The organism is Streptomyces cirratus (genome assembly GCF_014650775.1).
Classification (GTDB): domain Bacteria; phylum Actinomycetota; class Actinomycetes; order Streptomycetales; family Streptomycetaceae; genus Streptomyces; species Streptomyces cirratus.
Map to the genome: position 1 here is coordinate 891,810 of NZ_BMVP01000002.1, position 22,725 is coordinate 914,534.

At 71.9% G+C, this 22,725-nt stretch carries 18 protein-coding genes; 11 read left to right on the forward strand and 7 right to left on the reverse strand.

Features of this window, described 5'->3' with window-relative positions; genetic code table 11:
* Positions 1-92: 92 nt before the first annotated feature.
* The 3 genes from IE207_RS09075 (at position 93) to IE207_RS09085 (ending at position 3,989) form a co-directional block, all read left to right on the forward strand.
* On the forward strand, positions 93-2,873 hold the full coding sequence (locus tag IE207_RS09075; protein ID WP_190183494.1) for a CBM96 family carbohydrate-binding protein: 2,781 nt from the start codon (positions 93-95) through the stop codon (positions 2,871-2,873).
* A 97-nt stretch (positions 2,874-2,970) separates the two neighbouring features.
* Complete coding sequence (locus IE207_RS09080; protein WP_190183495.1) at positions 2,971-3,648, forward strand: hypothetical protein; 678 nt, start codon at positions 2,971-2,973, stop codon at positions 3,646-3,648.
* Between the two features lie 122 nt (positions 3,649-3,770).
* The gene (locus IE207_RS09085; protein WP_136214496.1) at positions 3,771-3,989 is read left to right on the forward strand and encodes a hypothetical protein; all 219 of its coding nucleotides are present in this window, start codon (positions 3,771-3,773) and stop codon (positions 3,987-3,989) included.
* A 21-nt stretch (positions 3,990-4,010) separates the two neighbouring features.
* On the opposite strand, the gene IE207_RS09090 is transcribed toward IE207_RS09085, so the two are convergent.
* Positions 4,011-5,138: a glycosyltransferase gene (locus IE207_RS09090; RefSeq protein ID WP_190183645.1), complete on the reverse strand. Its 1,128-nt coding sequence runs from the start codon at positions 5,136-5,138 to the stop codon at positions 4,011-4,013.
* 8 nt (positions 5,139-5,146) lie between these two features.
* Positions 5,147-5,686 (reverse strand): WcaF family extracellular polysaccharide biosynthesis acetyltransferase, encoded by a 540-nt coding sequence (locus IE207_RS09095; protein ID WP_190183496.1) that lies wholly within the window; start codon positions 5,684-5,686, stop codon positions 5,147-5,149.
* A 109-nt stretch (positions 5,687-5,795) separates the two neighbouring features.
* Here IE207_RS09095 and IE207_RS09100 point away from each other — a divergent pair, with 109 nt between their 5' ends.
* Positions 5,796-7,310 carry a hypothetical protein gene (locus tag IE207_RS09100; protein WP_229873488.1) on the forward strand — a complete coding sequence of 505 codons (1,515 nt, stop codon included), beginning with the start codon at positions 5,796-5,798 and terminating at the stop codon, positions 7,308-7,310.
* A 498-nt stretch (positions 7,311-7,808) separates the two neighbouring features.
* On the opposite strand, the gene IE207_RS09105 is transcribed toward IE207_RS09100, so the two are convergent.
* The 3 genes from IE207_RS09105 to IE207_RS09115 are packed head-to-tail and all read right to left on the reverse strand — an operon-like array spanning position 7,809 to position 12,003.
* On the reverse strand, positions 7,809-9,035 hold the full coding sequence (locus IE207_RS09105) for an MATE family efflux transporter (protein WP_190183497.1): 1,227 nt from the start codon (positions 9,033-9,035) through the stop codon (positions 7,809-7,811).
* Complete coding sequence (locus IE207_RS09110; protein WP_190183498.1) at positions 9,032-10,801, reverse strand: lipopolysaccharide biosynthesis protein; 1,770 nt, start codon at positions 10,799-10,801, stop codon at positions 9,032-9,034. The genes IE207_RS09105 and IE207_RS09110 overlap by 4 nt, the downstream gene beginning before the upstream one ends.
* A complete protein-coding gene (locus tag IE207_RS09115; RefSeq protein ID WP_190183647.1) occupies positions 10,798-12,003 on the reverse strand; it encodes a glycosyltransferase in 1,206 nt (401 codons plus the stop codon). The genes IE207_RS09110 and IE207_RS09115 overlap by 4 nt, the downstream gene beginning before the upstream one ends.
* A 157-nt stretch (positions 12,004-12,160) precedes the next feature.
* On the opposite strand from IE207_RS09115, the gene IE207_RS09120 reads away from it, so the two are divergent.
* Positions 12,161-12,658, forward strand: a complete 498-nt coding sequence (locus IE207_RS09120) for an FAD synthase family protein (RefSeq protein ID WP_229873490.1) — start codon at positions 12,161-12,163, stop codon at positions 12,656-12,658.
* On the opposite strand, the gene IE207_RS09125 is transcribed toward IE207_RS09120, so the two are convergent.
* Positions 12,639-13,373 (reverse strand): CDP-alcohol phosphatidyltransferase family protein, encoded by a 735-nt coding sequence (locus IE207_RS09125; RefSeq protein WP_190183499.1) that lies wholly within the window; start codon positions 13,371-13,373, stop codon positions 12,639-12,641. The two genes, IE207_RS09120 and IE207_RS09125, sit on opposite strands and share 20 nt — an antisense overlap.
* A gap of 146 nt (positions 13,374-13,519) precedes the next feature.
* Positions 13,520-15,697, reverse strand: coding sequence for a glycogen debranching protein GlgX (gene glgX / locus IE207_RS09130; RefSeq protein ID WP_229873547.1), 2,178 nt, complete (start codon positions 15,695-15,697; stop codon positions 13,520-13,522).
* A gap of 389 nt (positions 15,698-16,086) precedes the next feature.
* On the opposite strand from glgX, the gene IE207_RS09135 reads away from it, so the two are divergent.
* The 6 genes from IE207_RS09135 to IE207_RS09160 all read left to right on the forward strand — a co-directional run bounded on the left by IE207_RS09135 (position 16,087) and on the right by IE207_RS09160 (position 22,683).
* Positions 16,087-17,307, forward strand: a complete 1,221-nt coding sequence (locus IE207_RS09135) for a L,D-transpeptidase (protein ID WP_190183649.1) — start codon at positions 16,087-16,089, stop codon at positions 17,305-17,307.
* Positions 17,308-17,470: 163 nt separating this feature from the next.
* The gene (locus IE207_RS09140) at positions 17,471-18,697 is read left to right on the forward strand and encodes a L,D-transpeptidase (protein ID WP_373304683.1); all 1,227 of its coding nucleotides are present in this window, start codon (positions 17,471-17,473) and stop codon (positions 18,695-18,697) included.
* Positions 18,698-18,782: 85 nt separating this feature from the next.
* Positions 18,783-19,550, forward strand: a complete 768-nt coding sequence (locus IE207_RS09145; RefSeq protein ID WP_136214504.1) for an enoyl-CoA hydratase/isomerase family protein — start codon at positions 18,783-18,785, stop codon at positions 19,548-19,550.
* A 262-nt stretch (positions 19,551-19,812) separates the two neighbouring features.
* Complete coding sequence (locus IE207_RS09150; protein ID WP_190183502.1) at positions 19,813-20,319, forward strand: ATP-binding protein; 507 nt, start codon at positions 19,813-19,815, stop codon at positions 20,317-20,319.
* Between the two features lie 394 nt (positions 20,320-20,713).
* Positions 20,714-21,499: a polysaccharide deacetylase family protein gene (locus IE207_RS09155; RefSeq protein WP_190183503.1), complete on the forward strand. Its 786-nt coding sequence runs from the start codon at positions 20,714-20,716 to the stop codon at positions 21,497-21,499.
* Positions 21,496-22,683, forward strand: a complete 1,188-nt coding sequence (locus tag IE207_RS09160; protein ID WP_190183504.1) for a YncE family protein — start codon at positions 21,496-21,498, stop codon at positions 22,681-22,683. The genes IE207_RS09155 and IE207_RS09160 overlap by 4 nt, the downstream gene beginning before the upstream one ends.
* Positions 22,684-22,725: the final 42 nt, after the last annotated feature.

Consider the following 22,725-nt stretch of genomic DNA (forward strand, 5'->3'; position numbering starts at 1 on the left):
CCGGGCCCTCGCGTGAGCCCTAGTCTGCGCCAGTACATATGGCTGTTCGGATAATTCCAGCCATCAAACCGGGCGATTGCCCTGGGGGGCTCATGCGTAGATCCAGAGGGCTGACTGCTGCCCTCGTCCTGTCACTGGCCGGTGCCGGCACCGGCCTGGGCCTGGTGCTGATGCCCGAGGCGTCCGCCATCACGCCGCCCGTGGCATTCACCGCCGACGAACTGCCGACCTGGCAGCCCAACGGCATCGTCTGGGCGATGGCCCAGGCGGGCGGCACGGTTTTCGCCGGCGGCACCTTCTCCACGGTCCGCCCGCCGGACGGCAGCGGCAGCGGAACCGAGCAGGAAGCGGTGAACTTCGTGGCGCTCGACGCCGCGACGGGCGCCCCCACCTCCTGCAAGCTCGCCTTCACCGTCGGCGACGGCAGCGCGACCGTGCGCACCCTGGCCGTCTCGAAGGACAAGAAGACCCTGTACGCGGGCGGTTACTTCGGCGCCGTCAACGGCACGCCGGTCTCCAGCGCCGCCGCGATCGACATCGAGACCTGCACCCCCAAGGCGTCGTTCCACCCGAGCTTCCCCGCCACCGTGCGCGCGTTCGCGGTCAGCGACGACACGCTGTACGCGGCCGGCGACTTCTCCACCGTCGAGGGCCAGACCCGCGAGCGGTTCGCCGCGGTCGACGCCACCTCCGGTGCGCTCAGGCCCTTCGTCGCCAACGCCGACGAGCCCGGCCGGGCCGTAGCGGTCACCCCCGACGGCAAGAACGTGCTGCTGGGCGGTGACTTCTTCACGGTCAACGGCCAGAACACGCACGCGCTGGCGGTCGTGAACTCCGCCACCGGCGCCGTCGCCAAGACCTACAGCACCATCCCCTCCAACTCCGTCGTCAAGTCGATCGCCACCGACGCGACCGGCTTCTACACGGGCAACGAGGGCTCCGGCGGCGGTGTCTTCGACGGCCGCATCGGCCTGAACCTCGGCGACTTCAGCGAGAAGTGGCGGGACCGCTGCCTCGGCGCGACCCAGTTCGTCCTGCCGTACGACGGAGTGCTCTACAGCTCCTCGCACGCCCACGACTGCACGCTCAACGGCGAATACCCCGACGGCCGGCGCCACCACCTGCTGGCCCAGCCCACCGACTACCAGGGCACACCCCCGGCCCCGGTGGACGGTTTCGTGGCCAGCCCCCGCAAGCTCGGCTGGTTCCCCGACACCAACGACGGCCTCGGCGAGGGCATCGGCCCGCGCGTCATGGCGGTCGCGGAAAAGGGCGACACCAAGTACATGTGGGTCGGTGGCGAGTTCACCACCGTCAACGGCGTCGCGCAGCAGGGCCTGACCCGCTTCGCCTCCACCGGCGACGTCGGCGCGCCCACCACCCCGGTCGCCAGCGCCGCGAGCGTCAAGCCCGGCGAGGTCCAGGTCCGCTGGCGCACCAGCTACGACGAGGACGACAGCAAGCTGACGTACCGGATCTACCGGAACGGCTCGTCCACCCCGGCCCACACCATGACCGCCGACTCCCTGGAGTTCGAGCGGCAGCAGGCCTCCTGGACCGACACCACGGTCAAGGCCGGCCAGTCCTACACCTACCGCGTGACCGCGACCGACGCCGCCGGCAACACCAGCGCGCTGTCGGCCACCGCCTCGGTGACGGTGCCCGTCTCGGTCCAGTCGTACCCGAACCAGGTCCGCGCCGACGGCGCCAACCTGTACTGGCGCTACGACGACACCGTCAGCCCCTACGTCGCCGACTCCTCCACGGACGGCAACACCAGCGGCATCCAGCTGAACGCCCCGGCCCTGCGCCAGACGCCCGGCGCCGTCTCCGGTGCCAGCACCGCGATGGGCTTCAACGGCACCAGCCAGCAGGTGTACAGCGACCACCGCCAGACGGTCGGCGCCAGCTACACCATCGAGACCTGGTTCAAGACGAACACCACGCGCGGCGGCAAGCTGATCGGCTTCGGCAACAACACCGACCGCAGCAGCGGCTCGTACGACAAGCAGCTGTACATGACCAACACGGGCCGCCTGGTCTTCGGCGTGTACAACGGCTCGACCCGGACCGTCTCCACCGGGCTGTTCGAGACGTACAACGACAACAAGTGGCACCACGTCGTCGGCACGCAGGGCCCCTCGGGCATGGCGCTGTACGTGGACGGCCAGAACAAGGGCACGCTCAACGTCACCAACTTCCAGCAGTACGCCGGTTTCTGGCACGTGGGCGGCGACAACCTGAGCAGCTGGCCGAACCGTCCGACGAGCAACTTCTTCGCCGGACAGATCGACGAGACGGCCGTCTACCCGACGGCGCTGACGCAGGCCCAGGTCAAGAACCACTACGACCTCGCCAAGGCCCCCACCGACACGGTCTCCAAGGTCGTCACGACCGAGGACACCTACATCAACCAGGGCGCCCCCAGCCAGGCCTACGGCACGTCCACCTCGCTCGCGGTGCGCGGCACCTCGGCCTACGAGACGTACCTGCGCTTCAACCTGCCGGCCGCCCCAGCCGGGACGGTCCTCAAGTCGGCTTCGCTCCAGGTCAAGACCACGACACAGACGGGTGCCGGTACGGCCGACACCGTGTCCGTGGTGCCGGTCACCGGCACCTGGAGCGCCGCGGGCACGACGTTCAACACCAAGCCGACCCTCGGCACCACCCCGCTCGGATCCATCGCGGGCGTGCCGGACGGCTCGGCGGTCCAGAGCGTCGAACTGGACACCACCGCCGTCTCCTCGGTGCTGGGCACCGGATACAGCATGGCCCTGACGAGCACGGGCACCGACCCGCTGTGGATCTGGTCCTCGGAGGCGACCGCCGCGGACGCCGCTCCGCAGCTGATCCTCACCTTCGGCCCCAAGTAACGGCCGAGGCAACACCCGCCTGACGGAGTACGGGGCCCGCCCGCGCGGCAGGCCCCGTACTCCTTTGTCCACCACCGGCAAGTACGGGAGCCCCCTGATGTACCGACGCTCCGCAGCGGCTGCTGTTCTGCTGGCCGCCGCCCTGACCCTGACCGCCTGCAGTTCGGACGGCGGCGCGAAGGCCGACCCGGCGCCCGGCAAGCCGAAGCCGCCGGCCTCCGCCCCGGCGCCGGACCCCGCCGACAGCCCGGCCGCGTCGGCCTCCCCCGGGGCGAAGCCGTCCGGCCCGGTCCTGCCCGACTCCAAGCTCGTCCCGAAGACGGGCAGTTTCACCGAGACGGAGAAGAAGTACCTGAGCGGCCGGGTTCCGGAGAAGATGGACCCCGCGGCCGTCCTCCAGACCGGCCAGGAGTCCTGCCAGCGGGTGGAGCGCACGGCCAAGCACGACAAGGACGCGGCCACGGGTGCCATCGTCGCCGGTGAGATCCCGGGGGCGAAGGACGCCATCCCGTACCTGTGCCCGGAGCAGAAGCCGATCCTGGCCGCCGCCGAGAAGGGCTTCGGCGACGGCCGCCACCAGTCGCCCGCCGCGGGCACCTACCGGGCGCTGACCCAGAGCACCTCCTGCTCCTGGGAGGCGAAGGGCAAGGACGGCTCGGTCCTCGCCTCGGGCCCCGAGGCCCCGCCGAAGGCCGGCGACAAGATCACGGCGACGATCCCGGCGGGTACCGCCGAGTTCAGCTCGACCGCCTGCTACGCCTGGATCCCCGCGTAGGCGCGGCCGCGACCGGACGAGAACGCCCCCGCGGGCAGTCCCACTGCCCGCGGGGGCGTTTCCATGTCCCGGCCCGGGGTACTCGCGCCGTCACAAGACCACGAACGTGGAGGCGAGTTGACATGCGAGGCATCGGCGGCTGCATTGCCCTGATCGTGGTGGGGGCCATCATCACCTTCGCCAGCGACTGGCGGATGGAGGGCGTCAACCTGCCCCTCGTCGGCCTGATCATGATGGCGGCGGGTGCGATCGGCCTGGCCGTGTACTCCAGCGTCCTGCGCCGCCGCCGGGCCGCCGGGGTGCTCCCGGTGGTCGAGGAACGCGGCCGGGACATCATCTGACCCCTCCGGGCGGGGGAGCGGCTACGCCCCCGCGCCGCGGGCGGACTCGTACACCGGCAGAAGGGTGTCCAGCACGGCGTCCATCGAGAACGACCGCGCCGCCAGCTTCCGGGCGGCGACCGAGGCCGACCGGTTCGCGTCCGGGTCCAGGAGGTCGAGGACCGCACCGGCGACCCCCGCCGGGCCCGGATCCACCGCCCGCCCGGCCCCCGCCGCGGCGATGTCCCGGGCCAGACCGTTGGAGTGGGTCACCACCGAAGGCACGCCCACCGCCAGCGCCTCCAGTACCGACATGGGGAACGGTTCCTCCACCGACGGCAGCACGTACACGTGGGCCCGGCGCAGCTCCGCCAGGACCTCCGCGCCCGACAGGGGTCCGGGGACCGTGAACCGCGCGCCCAGCCCCAGCCCCGCGATCCGCGCCCGCACCGCGGCCAGTTCACCCTCGTCCGGCCCCGCCACCACGAACTGCGCGTCCGGATGCGCGGCCAGCACGGCCGGGGCCGCGTCCACGAAGTCCACGGGCCGCTTGCGGGCCTGTAGGCGCGCCGAGTACAGGATGCGCGGAGCCCCCGCCGGTGCCGGGCGCTCCTCCTGCGCCGGAGTGCCGTTGACCAGCCGTACCGCCGTGGCCAGCGCGGGCGGACCCACCACCGCGTCCAGGCCCTGCCGCTCGTGCGGGGTCAGGTACAGCACCGCGTCCGCGCCGCGCAGCAGCCGGCGTACCGCCACCGCGTCCAGCACCTTGGCCAGCAGCTTCCCGCTCGGGTCCACCATGCCGTGGGTCTGGAGGACCAGCGGCTTGCGGGCCCGCAGCGCGGCCAGCGCCACCGGCAGCGTCACGAGGTCCCGCGCGAGGTGGACGTGGACCACGTCGGCGTCCCGCACCAGCCGTCCCGCCGAGGCGAGCAGCGTCGGCGAGGTCATCCCGCTGAACCCCAGCGGCAGCAGTCTGCGGGCCGGGAACAGCTTCGCCGGCACCCCTTCGACGGAGGTGGGCCACGGATCGGGGAACCCCTCGCCGAGGGCCAGCAGCCGGGCCTCGTGGCCGCGCGCCCGCAGACCCTTCGCCAGGTTCAGGGCGACCCGGACCGGCCCGCCGAAGGCGTGCGAGGGGGAGTGCAGGGTGACGGCGTGCAGAACTCTCAGAGCGGGGCTCACTTCGGCTCCTCCACCGGGCGGCGACGCCCGTCCTGGGTCTGGAGGGTCAGTGGGGGCAGATCCTTGTGGACCACCGCGCCCGCGCCCGCCACGGCGCACCGCCCGATCGTCACACCCGCCAGCACGGTGGCGCGTACGGCCACCCACGCCCCGTCCTCCACCACGACGGGCGCGTTGCGGTAGCGGAAGTCGGCGGCCCGGTGGTCGTGCGAACCGGTGCACAGCATCGCCTCCTGCGAGACGCACACGTTCGCCCCGATGGTCACCGGCTCCAGGTTCAGCAGCCAGGCGCCCTCGCCGATCCACGTGTGGTCCCCGACCGTCAGCTTCCACGGCCACAGCACCCGCACCCTGTGCCGGATCAGCACACCCTCGCCGATCCGCGCACCGAACGCGCGCAGCAGCGCCACCCGCACCCGGGCCGGACAGAACCACGCCATGAAGAGCGTGTTCATCACCGCGAACCAGAGCGCCTGCGTCAGCAGCCCGCGCCCCTTGTCGTACCCGGCCAGCGTGAAGGAAGGAAGATCACGCAACAGTTGCCCCTCATCGTCCGCCCCCGACAACCACCCCGCCGCGCCTCCCCGGGCGCAGCCCGCTCAGACTAGACTGCGCGCGGACCAGGCACATGGGGTGGGGGCGGCAGTGGCAACGGACATACGCAAGCCCGCCGTCGCGGTAGTACCGGTACCGCCGCCCCAGGACGAGGCCCAGTGGGGCCGTGTCACCACCCCCCGCACCCTGCTCTCGCGCGCCCTGTCCGTCCCGTTGATCCTCGGGTTCACCGTCTTCCTGCCGCTCTTCGTCGCCATACAGCCCGGCGACGGCCAGCACGACGCCGCGTTCTGGCTCCAGCTGCTGCTGACGATGTACGCGGGCGCCCGGCTGTCCGCGATGGTCCTGACCAGTCGGCGCAAACTGCTCCAGGGCTCGTTCTGGCTCTTCGTCTACATGGCGATGGGGGTGGCCCCGCTCGCCCAGGCCGTCCTCGGCCGGGTCCCGACACCCGTCGTCGGCCCCCGCTACGACCTGACGACCGCCATCGGTCTCGTCCTGCTGGGCTGCACCGCCTTCGACGTCGGCGTACTGCTGGCCCGGCACCGGCCGACGGGGCGCGCCGGCGGCTCGCAGAAGGAGAAACGGCCCGTCCTCGCGCACCGGCGGCGCCTGCACCTGCTCACCGCGCTCGCGTTCCTGTGCAGCGCGGCGTTCATCATGAAGCTGGGCGGCCCGGCGGTCTTCTTCTCCAGCCGGCAGGAGATCATCGCGGGCATCGAGGAAGCGGGCGTCTCCAACGGCGACGGCCAGGCGGGCCAGGCCCTGCTGCGCGGTTTCGGCACGGTACCGGCGCTGCTGGCGATGCTGCTGTACACGCGCTGGCTGATCACCTCGAAGTACGCCCGCCGCAAGGTCTCGGTCATCGTGACGTGGGGCGGGCTCGCGCTGCTGAACCTGGTGGTCAACAACCCGATCTCGAACCCGCGGTACTGGTTCCTGACGGTGATGTTCGCGCTGCTGTTCACCGTCTTCCCGGTGAGCGCGGCGATGTACCGGGTGGCGCTGTCGATGGCCGTGGTGATCGCGCTGCTCGTCTTCCCGTTCGCGGACCGCTTCCGGTACGACGAGAAGAACTACAAGCCGGTCGAGACGACCTCGTTCCTGGAGCCGATGGCCCTCAAGGACTACGACCAGATCGGGATGTTCGCGAACACGATCACGTACTCGGACTCGGGGCCGGGCCATCTGTACGGGCGTCAGCTCGCGGGGTCGGTGTTCTTCGCGGTGCCGCGGTCGGTGTGGGCGGGGAAGCCGAAGGACACGGGCGTGATGATCGGGGAGTGGATGGGCACGGTCAACACCAACCTCTCGTCCCCGGTCTGGGCGGAGCTGTGGGTCGACTTCGGCTCGTTGGGGATGGGCGCGGGGCTACTGGGGATGGGCTACGCGGCCGCCCGGGTGGACCGCCGGTACGCGAAGCGCGCCACGAGGCGGTCGCCGCCGGGCAGCCTGATCTCGGTGGTGGTGCCGCTGGTGGCGGGCTACTCCTTCATCCTCCTGCGGGGTCCCCTGCTCCAGGCCTCGGGCCGGATCGCCATCGCGGCCCTCTGCCTGGCGCTGGTCGCGACGTTCCGCGACGACAAGGCAGCCCGCCTCCGCTGACGCCCCATCCGAGCGACGCCCCCACGTGAGCCCGTCCGGCTTCGGCACCGTCCCGCGAACCGCCCCCGGCTGCGCCGGGTTCTGCGAGGCTCTGCCTCTAAGCCCCTGGCTGCGCCGGGTTGTGTGGGGCTCCGCCCCGAAGCCCTCGCCTCCGCCGGGTTGTGTGGGGCTCCGCCCTAAAGCCCTCGGCTCCGCCGGGTTGTGTGGGGCTCCGCCCCGAAGCCCTTGGCTCCGCCCGGTTGTGTGGGGCTCCGCCCCAAGGCCCTTGGCTGCGTCGGGTTGTGTGGGGCTCCGCCCCGAAGCCCTCGGCTCCGCCGGGTTGTGTGGGGCTCCGCCCCCGGCTCGGGGTCTCGAACGCCGGGGCAGCCAATCCAGCCCCGCCGGCGTTTGAGGCGCGGGGTGCGGGGCGGAGCCCCGCGAAGCCCGGCGCAGCCGGGAAACGCTTGCGCAGAGGCGGCGCACCGGACCCCGGTCAGGCCGACGAGGCCGCAGGGGGCGTCAGGCCGGTTCCGTGGCCGTGGCCGGTTCCGGGGCCGGGGTCCGGAGGCGGGAGACGCGGGTCCAGGCCGCCGCCGCCTTCGCGGCGGAGCCGGCCGCCAGCCCCCAGGCGGCGCCCGCCACCCCCCACGCGGCGTACCCGCCCAACAGCAGCGCCACCGACAGCAGTGAGAACACCACCTGCAACGACAGCGTCGCCTTCGGGTTCAGCACCCGCAGCGTCAGCAGCGCGCAGGTGCCCAGTCCCATCACCGCGTACTGGGCGCCCGTAGCGGGCAGCAGGGCGGACGCCGCCCCCCACGTGTCGCCCAGCAGTTGCCGCCCCACCGACCCCGGCAGCGCGTACAGCACCGCGCCCCACCCCGCGCCGAGCGCCGCCAGCACCCCGCCCATGAGCAGCGTCAGCCGGACCACGCCCCGCTTGCCCGACGCCCGCCCGACCACCGGCGGCCCGAACGCGTTCGCCGAGTTGAACAGCACGTTCAGCGGCCCGAACAACGTCGTCGCGCCCCGCAGCGCGCCCACCGCCAGCGGCGTCGCGAACACCCCGAGTCCCAGCACCGCCAGCTGGCTGGAGCCGTTGCCCACCGCGAACTCGACCACGAACCGCTGACCCAGGTGCCCCCGCCGCACGTACGGCCGCAGCTCCACCCGCGCCCCGCTGACGTACGGCCGCAGCAGCCACAGCCCCAGCCCGAGCGCCGGCAGCGCCGACACCCCCCACACCAGTACCAGCCGTCCCGCCGAGGCCCCTTCGGGCTGCGCGAGCAGCGCGCCGACCACGCCGCCCAGCCGCAGCACATCGGCGGCCAGCGCCCGTTCCGGCACGCGCAGCGCCGAGAAGCAGTACCTCAGCCCGTCCTGGACGAGCACCAGCGGCAGTACGAGCCCCAGCGCGAGGAACGCCCACCCCCCGGCCCCCGGCAGCACCAGGCCCACCAGTGCCAGCACCACCCCGGCCAGGGCCGAGGCGGCCGCCGTGAAAGCCAGGCCCGAACGGCACACCGCGCCGAGGCGTTCCGCGGACTTCTCCAGCACCACCGTCTGGCCGACGTACGCCATGTTCAGCCCGAGGAGCACCGTGAAGGTCACGTACACCATCGAGAAGTCGGCGAAGCCGGACGCCGACGACAGCCGGGCGGCCAGCACCAGCACCAGGATGTTGGTGGCGCTGGAAGCGGCCTGGTCCAGGACCGAGGCGACCGCCGCGAGACCCCCGCGCCTCACCGCCGGCCCGTGCGGACCGTACGCAGCGCGACGGTGTCGGTACCGTCACCGGGGATGTGCTGCTCGGCCTCGGCGACCTCGTACGGGATCGGCTGCGGAGCCGGCTTGCCGCCCGGAGCCGGAGCCGGTGCCGGGCCCGCGGGTTCCGCCGGGGCCGCCTTGCCCTTGCCCTTGCCGCGCCCGCGCTTCTCGCCCGGCAGCGGCGTGTGCAGCACCGCGCCGAGCACGGTCCCGCCGGCGCCGCTGATGAGCTCCCGGATGCGGGACAGGTCGCTGCGGTGCACGGCCCGCGGGTCGCAGACCACGAGGACGCCGTCCACCCGGTCGACCAGCGCGAGCGCGTCGGCGTAGGAGAGCACGGGCGGCGCGAGCACCACGACGGTGGAGTTCGGCGAGTCGGCCTCGGAGATCAGCCGGGTCGCGCGCGGCGAGGTCAGCGCGCGGGCGACGTTGCGGACCCGCTCACCGGGGATGAGGTCGAAGGCGCCCGACTCCCCCGCGTCCACGACGAGCTGACGCCCGTCGGGCCAGTCGGAGTCGCCCTGCTGTCCGGGCCGGCCGCCCGCGCCCGGGCCGCCCGGCATCTGGCTCCAGCGCGGGCGCCCGCCGGCGTCGGTCGGCAGCTGGCTGGCCAGCACCGGAGTGCGCAGGTCCGCCTCGATCAGCAGGACGTCCTTGCCGGTCTCCGCGAAGGAGGCGGCCAGGTTCACGGCGACGGCGGCGGCGGTCTCGCTGCTCCCGCGCGGCGCGACCACCAGCAGCCGGCGCCGGTCGGCGAAGCGGGAGTCGTAGGCGAGCCGGAAGGCCACCGACCGGAACTCTTCCGCGAGGCGCGGGTCTTCCTCACCGGCCGCGAGCAGCGGACCGCCGCCGGACTTGTCCCGCGGCAGGGAGCCCAGTACGGGCGCCCGCAGGGCCCGCGCCACATCGCCCTCGGAGCGCGGCGCCGGGTCGAAGACGAGCCGCACCCAGGCGGCGAGCAGGCCGAGCGCCAGGCCCACGGCCGCGCCGAGCGCGAGGGACATCGGCAGTCCCGGTCCGTCGGAGTCGCCGGGCGGGGTCGCGGGGCTGGTGACCCGGCCCGGGGCCATGTCCAGCGCCTGGAGCTTGGCGATGTTGCTGTTGAGGGTGTTGACCTTGCTCTGGAGGTCGGTCTTGGAGGAGTAGGCCGCGTCGCGCCCCGGGCCGGAGGGCATGGAGTTGATCTGCTTGACGAGCTCGTCGAGCTGCTTGGCGACCGGATCGCGCTGGTCCTGGTAGCCCTTGACCATCTTGTCGCGGGTGACGTCCAGGGATTCCTGCCGCTTGAGCAGGTACGCCGCGGTCATCGCGTTGGCCCGCTTCGCGGCCTCCCCGGGGGTGGACGCGGTGTAGGTGAAGCGGAGCACCATCGTCTGCGGCGGGTTGGTGACCTGGAGGCCGCTGCGCAGGGCGGGGACGCCGGAGTCGGGGACGCCGAGCTTCTTCGCCGCCTCGTCGGCGGTGGAGGAGCTGAGCGCGACCTGGCGTTCCGAGCCGATGTTGATCGCCTTGTCGGGCGCCAGGCTCGGGTTGAACGGGTCGTCGGTGGGTGCGCGGAGCACGATGTCGGCGGTCGCGACATAGGTGTCGGCCGTCGATATGCCGAGGTAGACGCCGCCCAGCAGTCCGATGCCGACGCCCGCGCCGAGGAGGCGGCGGTAGCGCAGGAGCTGTCGGAACTGGTCCCGCAGGAGGTCGGGTTCGTCCTCGGCGGGGGCCGCTGCCGGCCGGTTCGTCTCGATCACGGCCGGGAACCCCCAAGTGCTTCGTCCATCAGTGCGTCGATGCGGGCCAGCCCCGCTTCGCGGCTCAGGTGGGCCGCCACGTGGACGGGCCCGGCGGCGCCCAGCGCGTCCGCGGCCCGCGGGTCCTCGGCCAGCGCCCGTACGGCCTTGAGCAGGGCGTGCGGGTCCTCCGGCGGTACGAGCACCCCCGCGCCGGAACGTTCCACCTCCTGGGCGGTCCCGCCCTGCGCCGCGACGGACGCGACGACGGGCCGGCCGGCCTGGAAGTACGAGGTCAGCTTGGAGGGCACGCTCATGTCGAGCACAGCTGCGTGCTGCGTGACCGCGAGCACGTCCGCCGCCGCGAGGATATCGGGGAACTCCCCGTCGGCGGCAGGGGGAATGATGTCAAGGTTCGGTACGCCGGACGCGAGGTCGGCGAGGGCCGCGCGCTGACTGCCGTCCCCCATCAGGACGAAGCGGACATCGGGGTCGAGCCGGGCCGCGCCGACGAGGACTTCGAGCCCCTGCTTGAGGCCCATGTTCCCGGAGTGCAGGACCACCGTCTGGCCCGGCGCCCAGCCGAGGTGGCGGCGGGTCTCGCCGCGCGGCTTGGTCGGCACGGCCACGTGCGACCAGTTGGGCACCAGGCGGATCTTCTCCTCGGGCACGCCCATCCCGACGACCCGGTCCACGAAGGTCTCGTGGATGACGCCGACCAGGGTGGCGCGTTTGAGCGCGTACGCCTCGGCGCGCCCGGCCAGCGCGGCCGCCCTGTCGCCTCCGCTGATCCCGCTCTGCGCGGCGGCGGCGCCCATCAGGTCCTGGACGACCGGGACGTAGGGGACCTTCCACTTCGCGGCCAGGCGTGCGGCGAGCACCCCGCCGGCCAGGCTGGGCATCTGGGCGAGGACCGCGTCCGGCTTCGGCATCCGGGGCGGGGCCACGGCGCCGTGCAGCAGGATCGATCCTTCGAACAGGGCCCGTCGTACGGCGGTCTGGCGGGGCGGCACGGTGTGCGCGCGCCGGTGCACAGTGACACCCGCGCGCTGTTCCGTGCGCCGGAGCGCCCCCTTGTACTCGGGCTCCAGCGACCAGGCCGGATAGTGCGGCATGCCCGCGAGGACGTGCGTCTCGTGGCCGAGATCCGCCCAGTGCTCCGCGATCTGGGTGGCGTACGGCCCAATCCCCGCGTGCTCGGGAGCGTAATTGGTGGAAACCAGCAGCAGTCGCCGGTGACCGGATCTCGACACTGAACGTCCCCTTCTCCCCTGGATGATGCGCACGTCACCCTATTCGTTCACCGGCGTGGTGCGGAACGTGCACGCTATTGTCTGCTAATCCGCCACACCGGGGGGTGTGGCTTCTGGGGGGTAGGAAATGACGGAGCAGGACATGTCCGACCTCGGCGCGTCCGGGCACAGGCCGTACCGCGTCGGCTACGCGCCCGGCGCCTACGATCTGTTCCATATCGGGCATCTCAACATCCTGCGGCACGCCCGCAGTCAGTGCGACTACCTGGTGGCCGGGGTGGTCTCCGACGAGATGGCCGAGCTCGCCAAGGGCCGCCGGCCGATGATCCCGCTCGTCGAACGGCTGGAGATCGTCCGCAGCGTCAAGTACGTCGACGCCGCCTTCGTCGAGACGGTCCCGGACAAGGTGGAGACCTGGAAGCAGGTCCGCTTCGACGTCATCTTCAAGGGCGACGACTGGCGCGGCACCCCCAAGGGCGACCGGCTGGAGAAGGACTTCGCCGCGCACGGGGTCGACGTCGTCTACTTCCCCTACACGGTGCACACCTCCAGCACCCAGCTGCGCCGGGCGCTGGACGCGCTGTCGCAGCCGCTCCCGGAGCCCCTCACCGCTGAACTGCGCTGAGCTCCCGGAACCACTTCGCGGAGAACGCCAGCAGGAACAGCGCGGCGACCGCGCCCAGGGCCGCGTACGCCCAGCGGAACAGCCCGCCGCCGAGCAGCAGGAACACCAGGCAGAACACCCCGTAATCCACGGGCAGCAACGCCACCGCCCGCAGCGTCGACGGGGCGGCGGCGGGGCTCCCCGGCGCCGGCCGGGGCCCCAGCTTCTCGGTGAGCAGCCCGCCGAAGAAGGTGACGACGGCCGCGAACTGGAAGCCGAGCGGCACCAGGAGCCAGCCGCCGGACGGCGCCCCGTCCCCCGCGATCCCGTACGCGTCGGGGAAGCGGTAGAAGGCGATCAGCACACAGGTGTGGAGCGCGGTCAGCTTCGCGCAGTCCACGACGTGGTCGAGCCACTCGCCCGAAGGGCTGCCGCCCCCGCGCAGCCGGGCCAGCTGTCCGTCCGCCGAGTCGAAGGCGAAGCCCACCGCGAGCGCGGCCCACACCGCGACCCCCAGCCCCCACGAGGGCGCGGCCAGCGCGACCGCCGCCACGGCGGCGAAGCTGAACGCGGCGCTGATCAGCGTCACCTGGTTCGGGGTGAGCCCGAGCGCGTACGAACCGGCGGCCAGGTACCGCCCGGCGGGCCGGTTCACGAACCGCGAGTAGAGCGACACCCCCTTCGCCGACTTCTGCGCCCCGCGCAGCTCCCGCAGCGCGGTCCCGACTCTCGGCATCGACGCAAGCCCCCTTCGCAGTGCGCACGTGTGTGCGACGCGTGTGTGTACGAAGGGCACATCATCGCAGGGCGCACCGGGCTTTCGGCTCCGGATGCGCCCTTACGTCTTGAAGCGGCGGTAAGGAGAGGCGCGTGACCCCGCGCTCAGGCCGCCACCCGCAGCAGCAGCACCGCCCGCGCCGGGACCGTCAGCCGCTCGCCGCCCCGGTGGCGGGTGCCGGGCGGCGCCGCCTGCTCCTCCCGCGAGGTGTCGAGCACCAGCTCGTACGCCGCCGCCCACGGCGCGCCCGGCAGCATCCACTCCACCGGCCGGTCCCCGGCGTGGAGCAACGCCAGGAAGCTGTCGTCGCTCACCTGCCGCCCGCACTCGTCGCGGCCCGGGATGTCCCGGCCCGACAGGTACAGGCCCAGCGCCGCGGCGGGCGCGTACCAGTCCCGCTCGGTCATCTCCGTGCCCGCCGGGGTGAACCAGGCCAGGTCGCGCAGGCCGTCCGCGTCCTGGGCGCGCCCCGAGAAGAACGCCCGCCTGCGCAGCACCGGATGCTCCCGGCGCAGCGCCGTCAGCCGGGTGGTCAGCGCGAACAGCTCGCGCCAGGACGGGTCCTCCAGCAGCGACCAATCCAGCCAGCTCGTCGCGTTGTCCTGGCAGTACGCGTTGTTGTTGCCGCCCTGTGTCCGGCCGAACTCGTCGCCCGCGACCAGCATCGGCACCCCCGTCGACAGCAGCAGCGTGGTGAGCAGGTTGCGCAGCTGCCGCCGGCGCAGCGCCCCGATCCGGGGGTCGTCCGTCTCGCCCTCCGCCCCGCAGTTCCACGACCGGTTGTCGTTGGTGCCGTCCCGGCCGTCCTCCCCGTTGGCCTCGTTGTGCTTGCGCTCGTACGACACCAGGTCCCGCAGCGTGAAACCGTCGTGCGCGGTCACGAAGTTCACCGAGGCGTACGGGCGCCGGCCGCCCCACGCGTAGAGGTCGCTCGACCCCGACAGCCGGTACCCCAGATCGCGTACGTCGGGCAGAGCGCCGCGCCAGAAGTCCCGGACGGCGTCCCGGTAGCGGTCGTTCCACTCCGTCCACAGGGGCGGGAACGCGCCCACCTGGTAGCCGCCCGAGCCCACGTCCCACGGCTCCGCGATCAGCTTGACCCGCCGCAGCACCGGGTCCTGGGCGATCACCGCGAGGAACGGCGACAGCATGTCCACGTCGTGCATGGAGCGGGCCAGGGCCGCCGCCAGGTCGAAGCGGAAGCCGTCGACCCCCATCTCCGTCACCCAGTAGCGCAGTGAGTCGGTGATCAGCCGCAGCACGTTCGGCCGCCCCGCGTGCAGGGTGTTGCCACAGCCCGTGTAGTCCGCGTACCGGCGCTGGTCGTTCTGGAGCCGGTAGTAGCCCCTGTTGTCGATCCCGCGCAGGGACAGGGTCGGCCCCAGCTCGCCCGCCTCCGCCGTGTGGTTGTAGACCACGTCGAGGATGACCTCGATCCCGGCCGCGTGCAGCGCCCGCACCATCCGCTTGAACTCGCCGACCTGCTGACCGGCCGTGCCGCTGGAGGAGTACGCGGCGTGCGGGGCGAAGTAGCCGATCGAGTTGTAGCCCCAGTAGTTGCGCATCCCGCGGCGCAGCAAGTGGTCCTCGTGCGCGAACTGGTGCACCGGCAGCAGCTCCACCGCCGTCACCCCGAGGCGGGTCAGGTGCTCGATCGCCGCGGGATGGGCGAGCCCCGCGTAGGTGCCGCGCAGCTGCTCGGGAACACGCGGGTGGCGCATCGTGAACCCGCGCACGTGCAGCTCGTAGATCACCGAATCGGCCCACGGCGTCTTCGGCCGGACGTCGTCCGCCCAGTCGTCGTCATCGTGGACCACGACGCCCTTGGGGACGTGCGGGGCCGAGTCGCGGTCGTCGCGCACGGTGTCGGCGATGTACTGCTGCGGCCAGTCCCGCACGTGGCCGTACACCTCCGGCGGCAGCGCCCCGTAGTCGTTGCCCGGGCGTGCGTCCACGGCCCGCGCGTAGGGGTCCAGGAGCAGCTTCGCCGGATTGTGGCGGGCGCCCGTCCAGGGGTCCCAGCGGCCGTGCACCCGGAACCCGTAACGCTGCCCGGGCCGCACGCCGGGGACGAAGCCGTGCCAGATCTCGTGGGTGAGTTCCGTCAGGGAACAGCGCGTCTGGGCGCCCTGACCGTCGAACAGGCAGAGCTCCACCGCCTCCGCGCCCGGCGCCCACAGCGCGAAGTTGGTGCCCGCGACGCCCTCCGGGCCCGACCGGTAGCGGGCACCCAGCGGGTGCGAGGAGCCCGGCCACACCGGCGGCCCCGGGGGCGCCGGCACCCGTGCGGTCCGACCCGCCGGCCGGCCGGCGGCCTGCCCGTTGACACCGTTGAGGCCAGGGGCGCCGTCGACGCCGTCGACCAGCCCGTTCGGCCGGTCCAGCGGATGTCCGTCCGGCCGCCCGTCGACGGGCGGCGCGGGCACGCTCCCGTTGACCCGTACCTCTCCGGCGACGGTTTCCACCGCCTCTTGCTCGGCTGCGCTCGACACTGCCCGCCTCCACGGCTCTCGGTACCTGCGGGGGCAGGGGAGTGCGGCCCCGGCGTCCCGGCCCGGGCCCGCCCCCGTCTGGTCCTTCACACTGTTCTGCCCGAACTGCCCGGCCCGGAACGTCGGCCGCGCCCACGTTTCCCCCCGAGGGGGCCGGTCGTTGGAAGGGCGTGACTCTTCTGACGAGGCGGGCAGCGGCGGGCTTGGCGGCCGTCGCGGTGTGGGCGGCCCTGCTGGGCGGTCTGAGCGGCTGTACCAAGGACGGCCGCTCACCGGTCGAGATCCAGCTGCCCGGAAAACCCCGGTCGCCGGACGAGGCCATCCGGATCACCCCCGAGGACAACGCCAAGGGGGTGCCCGCCGACGGCCCGCTGACCGTCAAGGTCGCCGAGGGGCGGCTGGAGCGGGTGGTGGTCACCAAGGTCGAGGACGCCCAGGAGGAGCGGGTCCCGGGGGACATCGCCGAAGACGGGCTCAGCTGGAGCCCCGACCCGGCGGCCGGACGGCTCGCGCTCGCGGCCAAGTACACCGTCGACGTGGTGGCCGTCGACGGACACGACCGCCGTCAGGCCCGGCACACCACCTTCACCACCTACGTGCCCGAGGAGCGGTTCATCGGCTACTTCCGGCCCGAGAACCGCTCCACCGTGGGCACCGGCATGATCATCTCCTTCCGGTTCAACCGCTCCATCAAGCAGCGCGCCGCCGTGGAACGGGCCATCACCGTCACCTCCGTACCCGCCGTGAAGGTCGTCGGCCACTGGTTCGGCGCCGACCGCCTCGACTTCCGGCCCAGGGAGTACTGGAAGCCCGGCACCGAGGTCACCATCCGGATGAACCTCCGCGACGTCGAGGGCGCGCCCGGCGCGTACGGCATCCAGGACAAGACGGTCACCTTCAAGGTCGGCCGTTCGCAGGTCTCCACCGTGGACGCGGCCGCGCACACCATGGAGGTCCGCCGTGAGGGACAGCTGTTGCAGACGCTGCCCATCACCGCGGGCGCACCCAAGAACACCACCTACAACGGGAAGATGGTGGTGATGGAGATGTTCGACGTGACCCGCATGAACGGTCAGACCGTCGGCTTCGGGGGCGAGTACGACATCCCCGACGTCCCGCACGCCATGCGGCTCACCACCTCGGGCACCTTCCTGCACGGCAACTACTGGGCCAGCCCCGACACCTTCGGCACCCTCAACACCAGCCACGGCTGCGTGGGCCTGCGCGACGACAAGGGCGGCGGCTCCGACACCCCGGCGGGCTGGTTCTTCGACCGCTCGCTGGTCGGGGACGTGGTCGAGGTCGTCAACTCGCAGGACAAGACGGTGGCGCCGGACAACGGCCTGGGCGGCTGGAACCTCTCCTGGGCCGACTGGACCGCCGGCTCCGCCACCGGCTGAGGGCCAGGTGACGGCAGGGGTGCGGAACGGGCGCGGGAGGACACGGCCCGCACTCCAGTTGGGACGGAACGGTGACAAGACCGTGCCTTCACGTGATCTCCCCATGTGATTTCCTGTCGACAAGCGCGCGACTGTCCGCGCGGGGGACATGGGGAGAACAAGAGTGAACCTGCAGCCGATTCGCGGCCGCGTCCGCACCGGCCTGCCGGCCCTTCTGCTGGGAGCGGCCCTGCTGTTCACCAGCGCGTGCAGCGGCGGCGGAGACAGCGGGGGCGGCGCCGGTGACAACGCCGGCGGCAAGGGCGGTGGCAAGACCGGCACCGAAGCGTCCAAGGCCGTGGTCAACGTCAAGCCCGACGACGGCTCCAAGGAGGTCGCCACGAGCGGCGTCCTCAAGATATCCAGCACCGGCGGCAAGCTCACCACGGTGACGGTCGCCGACACCAAGGGCAACGCGGTCGACGGCAAGATGGGCGCCGACGGGGCCAGCTGGGAGCCCGCGCGCAACCTGGCCGCCGCCACCGAATACAAGGTGCACGTGGTCGCCAAGGACGAGGCGGGCCGGGAGTCCGCCAAGGACACCACCTTCACCACCCTCACGCCGACGAACACCTTCGTCGGCCACTACGCGCCCGAGGACGGGGACACCGTCGGCGTGGGCATGCCCGTGTCGATCAACTTCACCCGGGGCATCACCAACACCGAGGCCGTCGAGAAGGCCATCACCGTCACGGCGGAGCCGAACGTGCCGGTCGAGGGCCACTGGTTCGGCAACGACCGCCTCGACTTCCGCCCCGAGAAGTACTGGGCCGCGGGCACCAAGGTCACCGTGAAGATCGCCCTCGACGGGGTCGAAGGCCGCCCGGGCGTCTACGGCAAGCAGACCCGTACCGTGCACTTCACCATCGGCCGCTCCCAGGTCTCCACGGTCGACGCGAGCGCGCACACGATGGAGGTCGTCCGCGACGGCCAGGTGCTCAAGAACCTGCCGATCACCGCGGGCGCCCCGTCGACCACCACGTACAACGGGCAGATGGTCATCAGCGAGAAGTACAAGGTGACCCGGATGAACGGCGCCACCGTCGGCTTCGGCGGCGAGTACGACATCTCCGACGTCCCGCACGCCATGCGCCTGTCGAACTCCGGCACCTTCGTGCACGGCAACTACTGGGCCTCCAGCAGCACGTTCGGCTCGGAGAACGTCAGCCACGGCTGCGTCGGCCTCAAGGACGCGCGCGGCGCCGGTGACGACGACCAGCCCGCCGCCTGGTTCTTCAACGAGTCCTTGATCGGCGACGTGGTCGTCGTGAAGAACTCCAAGGACAAGCAGATCGCCCCGGACAACGGCCTCAACGGCTGGAACATGGACTGGTCGGAGTGGATCAAGTAGTCCGCTCCCGTACGTGATCGGTGGCCCGGTGCTGTGACCCACAGCACCGGGCCACCCGGCGTTAACCGGCACTAACCTTCCCCGTATGACCCTCTCTCTCGAAGTCTCCGAAGGCGTCGGCACCCTGCGTCTGGACCGCCCTCCCATGAACGCCCTGGACATCGCCACCCAGGACCGGCTGCGCGAGCTCGCGGCGGAGGCCACCGACCGCGCCGACGTCCGCGCGGTGATCCTCTACGGCGGCGAGAAGGTGTTCGCGGCCGGCGCGGACATCAAGGAGATGCAGACGATGGACCACGCGGCCATGGTCGCCCGGTCCCGCGGGCTCCAGGACGCCTTCACCGCCGTCGCGCGGATCCCCAAGCCGGTCGTCGCGGCCGTCACCGGCTACGCCCTCGGCGGCGGTTGCGAGCTGGCGCTGTGCGCCGACTACCGGATCGCGGCCGACAACGCCAAGCTCGGCCAGCCCGAGATCCTGCTCGGCCTGATCCCGGGCGCCGGCGGCACCCAGCGGCTGTCCCGGCTGATCGGTCCCTCCAAGGCCAAGGACCTCATCTTCACCGGCCGCATGGTCAAGGCCGACGAGGCGCTCGCCCTGGGGCTCGTTGACCGGGTCGTGCCGGCCGCCGAGGTGTACGAGCAGGCGCACGCCTGGGCGGCGAAGCTCGCGCAGGGACCGGCCCTCGCGCTGCGCGCCGCCAAGGAGTGCGTGGACGCCGGGCTGGAGGCGGACATCGACACCGGGCTCACCATCGAACGCAACTGGTTCGCCGGTCTGTTCGCAACGGAGGACCGCGAGCGCGGGATGCGCAGCTTCGTGGAGGAGGGACCCGGCAAGGCCAAGTTCCTCTGAGTCGCGGCCGGTTGTGACCGGTTCCCGGCCGGTTCCTCCTTGGGGGTGGATTAGCCGGGCCTTAAGGGGGCCTTAAGGCGAACCGGTGATCCACTCCACGTGATCACCGGTGTGCGCCGTGTCACCCCAGGTCGGACCGGTGGCGCGGCCCCCTGATTGCCTTCCGCATATGCCGGAACGCCCCCTGGGAGTCGGTGGAACCCGGGGGGTGTTTTCCCGCGGAACGGCCCGGAGCGGCGGTGCGGCCGTCCATGATGGGTGCATGGCGGGCCTGGAGGGTGTGGAACAGCCGCGGCAGCAGCGCGGCAGCGCTTCGGCGGTACGGATCGCGGCGGCTCTTGAGGAGGAACAGGGCCTCAGGGCCCTGGAGTTGTACGGGAACCCCGCCGAGGCGGAAGTCACGCTGCCGTCCATGCCCGAATCGGCCGGTACGGCGCGCCGGCTGACCCAGTCCGTGGTGATCCGGCTGTGGGGCCTGTCGCCGCAGATCGCCGAGCACACCGTCCTGCTGGTCTCCGAACTCGTCGGCAACGCCGTGCGGCACACCGGGGCGCGGTCGTTCGGCTTACGGCTGGTGCGCCGCCGCGGGTGGATCCGGGCCGAGGTGCGCGACCCCTCGCGGGGGCTGCCCTGTCTGATGCCGGTCCACGAGATGGACACCACGGGCCGGGGTCTCTTCCTCGTGGACAAGCTGTCCGACCGCTGGGGCGCCGACCTGTTGCCGCGCGGCAAGATCACCTGGTTCGAGATGCGGGTGGCGGACCGCTGAGGCGCGCGGAAGCCGTCGGAACGCCGGAAACCCCCTGTCGCCGTGTGATGGGGGCGCCGCGGGGGTTTCAGGGGTGCGCCGAGGATCTGGGGGGGTGTGATCCTCGGCGTGGGACTTCGCTCGGGTCAAAGGGAAGCCGTGATTCCGACTATGGCAGACGAGCGACCAAATGCCAAAAGCGCAAACTCGGACATAAGTGTGTATAACCTAAGAGTTCACAGCTAAATCCTAGGTGAGGTGACCTACTCGCCTCGTAATCTATGAATAAGTATCGACCGCTCTGAGTGAATCGTTGATCACGTAGCGGACGGCTCGCTCGCCGGGGCCTGCCTGGGGCAGACGGCGAACTGGGTCAATCAGCCTGTAAAGGGGCGTACGGACCTTAAATGGGCGGGTGCACTGCTACCCGGACCGTCGATCTGCCCTCCTCGCCGGTGCCGCGGTCGCCGCCGGTGCCCTCACCGCCGCCTGTGGGACCGCGACGGCGCCCAAGGCGCCCGCCTCCGCCGCCGCCACCCCCACCGCCGCCGGACCCGCCCCGGCGGCCGCCGCCCCGGGCCCGCGCCGGTTCGCCGGTCAGCCCGTGGAGATCGGGCACGGCTCCCGGGACCGCCCCCGCATCGCCCTCACCTTCCACGGCAACGGCGACCCCGCGACGGGGCGCGCGGTCCTCGCCGAAGCCGAGCGCGCGGGCGCTCGTGTCACCGTACTGGCGATCGGCACCTGGCTCGACGAGCACCCCGACATGGCCCGCCGGGTCCTGGACGGCGGGCACGAGCTCGGCAACCACACCCAGCGCCACCTCGCCATCAACTCCATGCCGGAGGAAGAGGCCTACGCGGAGATCACCGGATGCGCCCAACGCCTCAGGCGCCTCACCGGCTCGATCGGCACCTGGTTCCGCCCCTCGCAGACCCAGTACGCGACCCCCCTCGTCCAGGAGCTCGCCCAGAGGGCCGGCTACCCGCACGTCCTCTCGTACGACGTGGACTCCCTCGACTTCACCTCGCCCGGCGCCGCGGCCGTCATCCGCAACGTCACCGGGACGATCCACGCCGGATCGGTGGTGAGCCTGCACTTCGGCTACGCGGACACGGTCGACGCGATGCCGCCCCTCCTCGAAGAACTCGCGCGTCGCCAACTGCGCGCGGTGACCACCACGGAGCTGCTGACCCCATGACGACGAATCGCCTTCCACGGAAGGCCACCGTGCTCCTTGCCGGACTGGTTCTCGCGGCCCTGGCCGGGTGCGGAGCCGGGGGAAAGAACGCGACGGAGGCGCTCGGCACCAAGGGGCCCGCCCGGCCGGTCAAGGCGGAACCCGCGGCGCCGCCCGGACTGGCCGGAATGCCGCCGGTGCTCGACCCCCACGACGTCTACGCGGCCGACCGGCCGAACCAGCTGTCCCCGGTCGTCAAGAACTTCCCTTCCCGTGTCTACGTACCGAACACCGGCTCCAACACCGTGTCCGTCATCGACCCGAAGACGTACAAGGTCATCGACACCATCCCGGTCGGCATCCAGCCCCAGCACGTGGTGCCGTCCTGGGACATGAAGACCCTGTGGGTCAACAACAACCGCGGTCACACGCTCACCCCCATCAACCCGGCCACCGGCGAGGCCGGTGACCCGGTGGAGGTGCACGACCCGTACAACCTGTACTTCACGCCCAACGGCAAGTACGCGGTCGTGATGGCCTCCATGGACCGCGAGCTGGTCTTCCGTGACCCGCACACCATGAACCGGGTGAAGACGGTCCCGGTGACCTGCTACGGCGTCAACCACGCGGACTTCTCGCTGGACGGCCGGTACTTCATCGTCAGCTGCGAGTTCTCCGGCGAGCTGCTCAAGGTCGACACCGAGAAGATGGAGGTCGTCGGCCAGCAGAAGCTGCCCTTCGAAGGCGCCATGCCACAGGACGTCAAGGTCTCCCCGGACGGGAAGACCTTCTACGTCGCGGACATGATGGCGCACGGCATGTGGGTGCTCAGCGGCGACAAGTTCGGGGCGCCGACGCTGCTGCCCACCGGTAAGGGCTGCCACGGCCTGTACGTCAGCCGCGACTCGAAGGAGATGTACATCTCCAACCGGGGCGAGGGCAGCATCTCCGTCTTCGACTTCAAGGCGAACAAGCTCACCAAGAAGTGGGAGCTCCCGGACGGCGGCAGCCCCGACATGGGCGGGGTGTCCGCCGACGGCAAGGTGCTGTGGCTTTCGGGCCGCTACAACTCCGAGGTGTACGCGATCGACACGAAGACGGGCGAGGAACTGGCCAAGATCCCGGTCGGCTCCGGCCCGCACGGCCTCGCCGTCTACCCGCAGCCCGGCCGCTACTCGCTCGGCCACACCGGCATCTTCCGGTAGGCGGCGGCGGGGGTGCCCCGGGAGCCCGCACGGCTCCCGGGG

Coding starts and splice junctions, on each gene's coding strand:
- IE207_RS09125 (WP_190183499.1), bottom strand. CDS start 13,373: ATGCCGAGAGTCGGGACCGCGCTGCGGGAGCTGCGCGGGGCGCAGAAG.
- IE207_RS09160 (WP_190183504.1), top strand. CDS start 21,496: ATGACGACGAATCGCCTTCCACGGAAGGCCACCGTGCTCCTTGCCGGA.
- IE207_RS09120 (WP_229873490.1), top strand. CDS start 12,161: ATGACGGAGCAGGACATGTCCGACCTCGGCGCGTCCGGGCACAGGCCG.
- IE207_RS09075 (WP_190183494.1), top strand. CDS start 93: ATGCGTAGATCCAGAGGGCTGACTGCTGCCCTCGTCCTGTCACTGGCC.
- IE207_RS09145 (WP_136214504.1), top strand. CDS start 18,783: ATGACCCTCTCTCTCGAAGTCTCCGAAGGCGTCGGCACCCTGCGTCTG.
- IE207_RS09150 (WP_190183502.1), top strand. CDS start 19,813: ATGGCGGGCCTGGAGGGTGTGGAACAGCCGCGGCAGCAGCGCGGCAGC.
- IE207_RS09080 (WP_190183495.1), top strand. CDS start 2,971: ATGTACCGACGCTCCGCAGCGGCTGCTGTTCTGCTGGCCGCCGCCCTG.
- IE207_RS09085 (WP_136214496.1), top strand. CDS start 3,771: ATGCGAGGCATCGGCGGCTGCATTGCCCTGATCGTGGTGGGGGCCATC.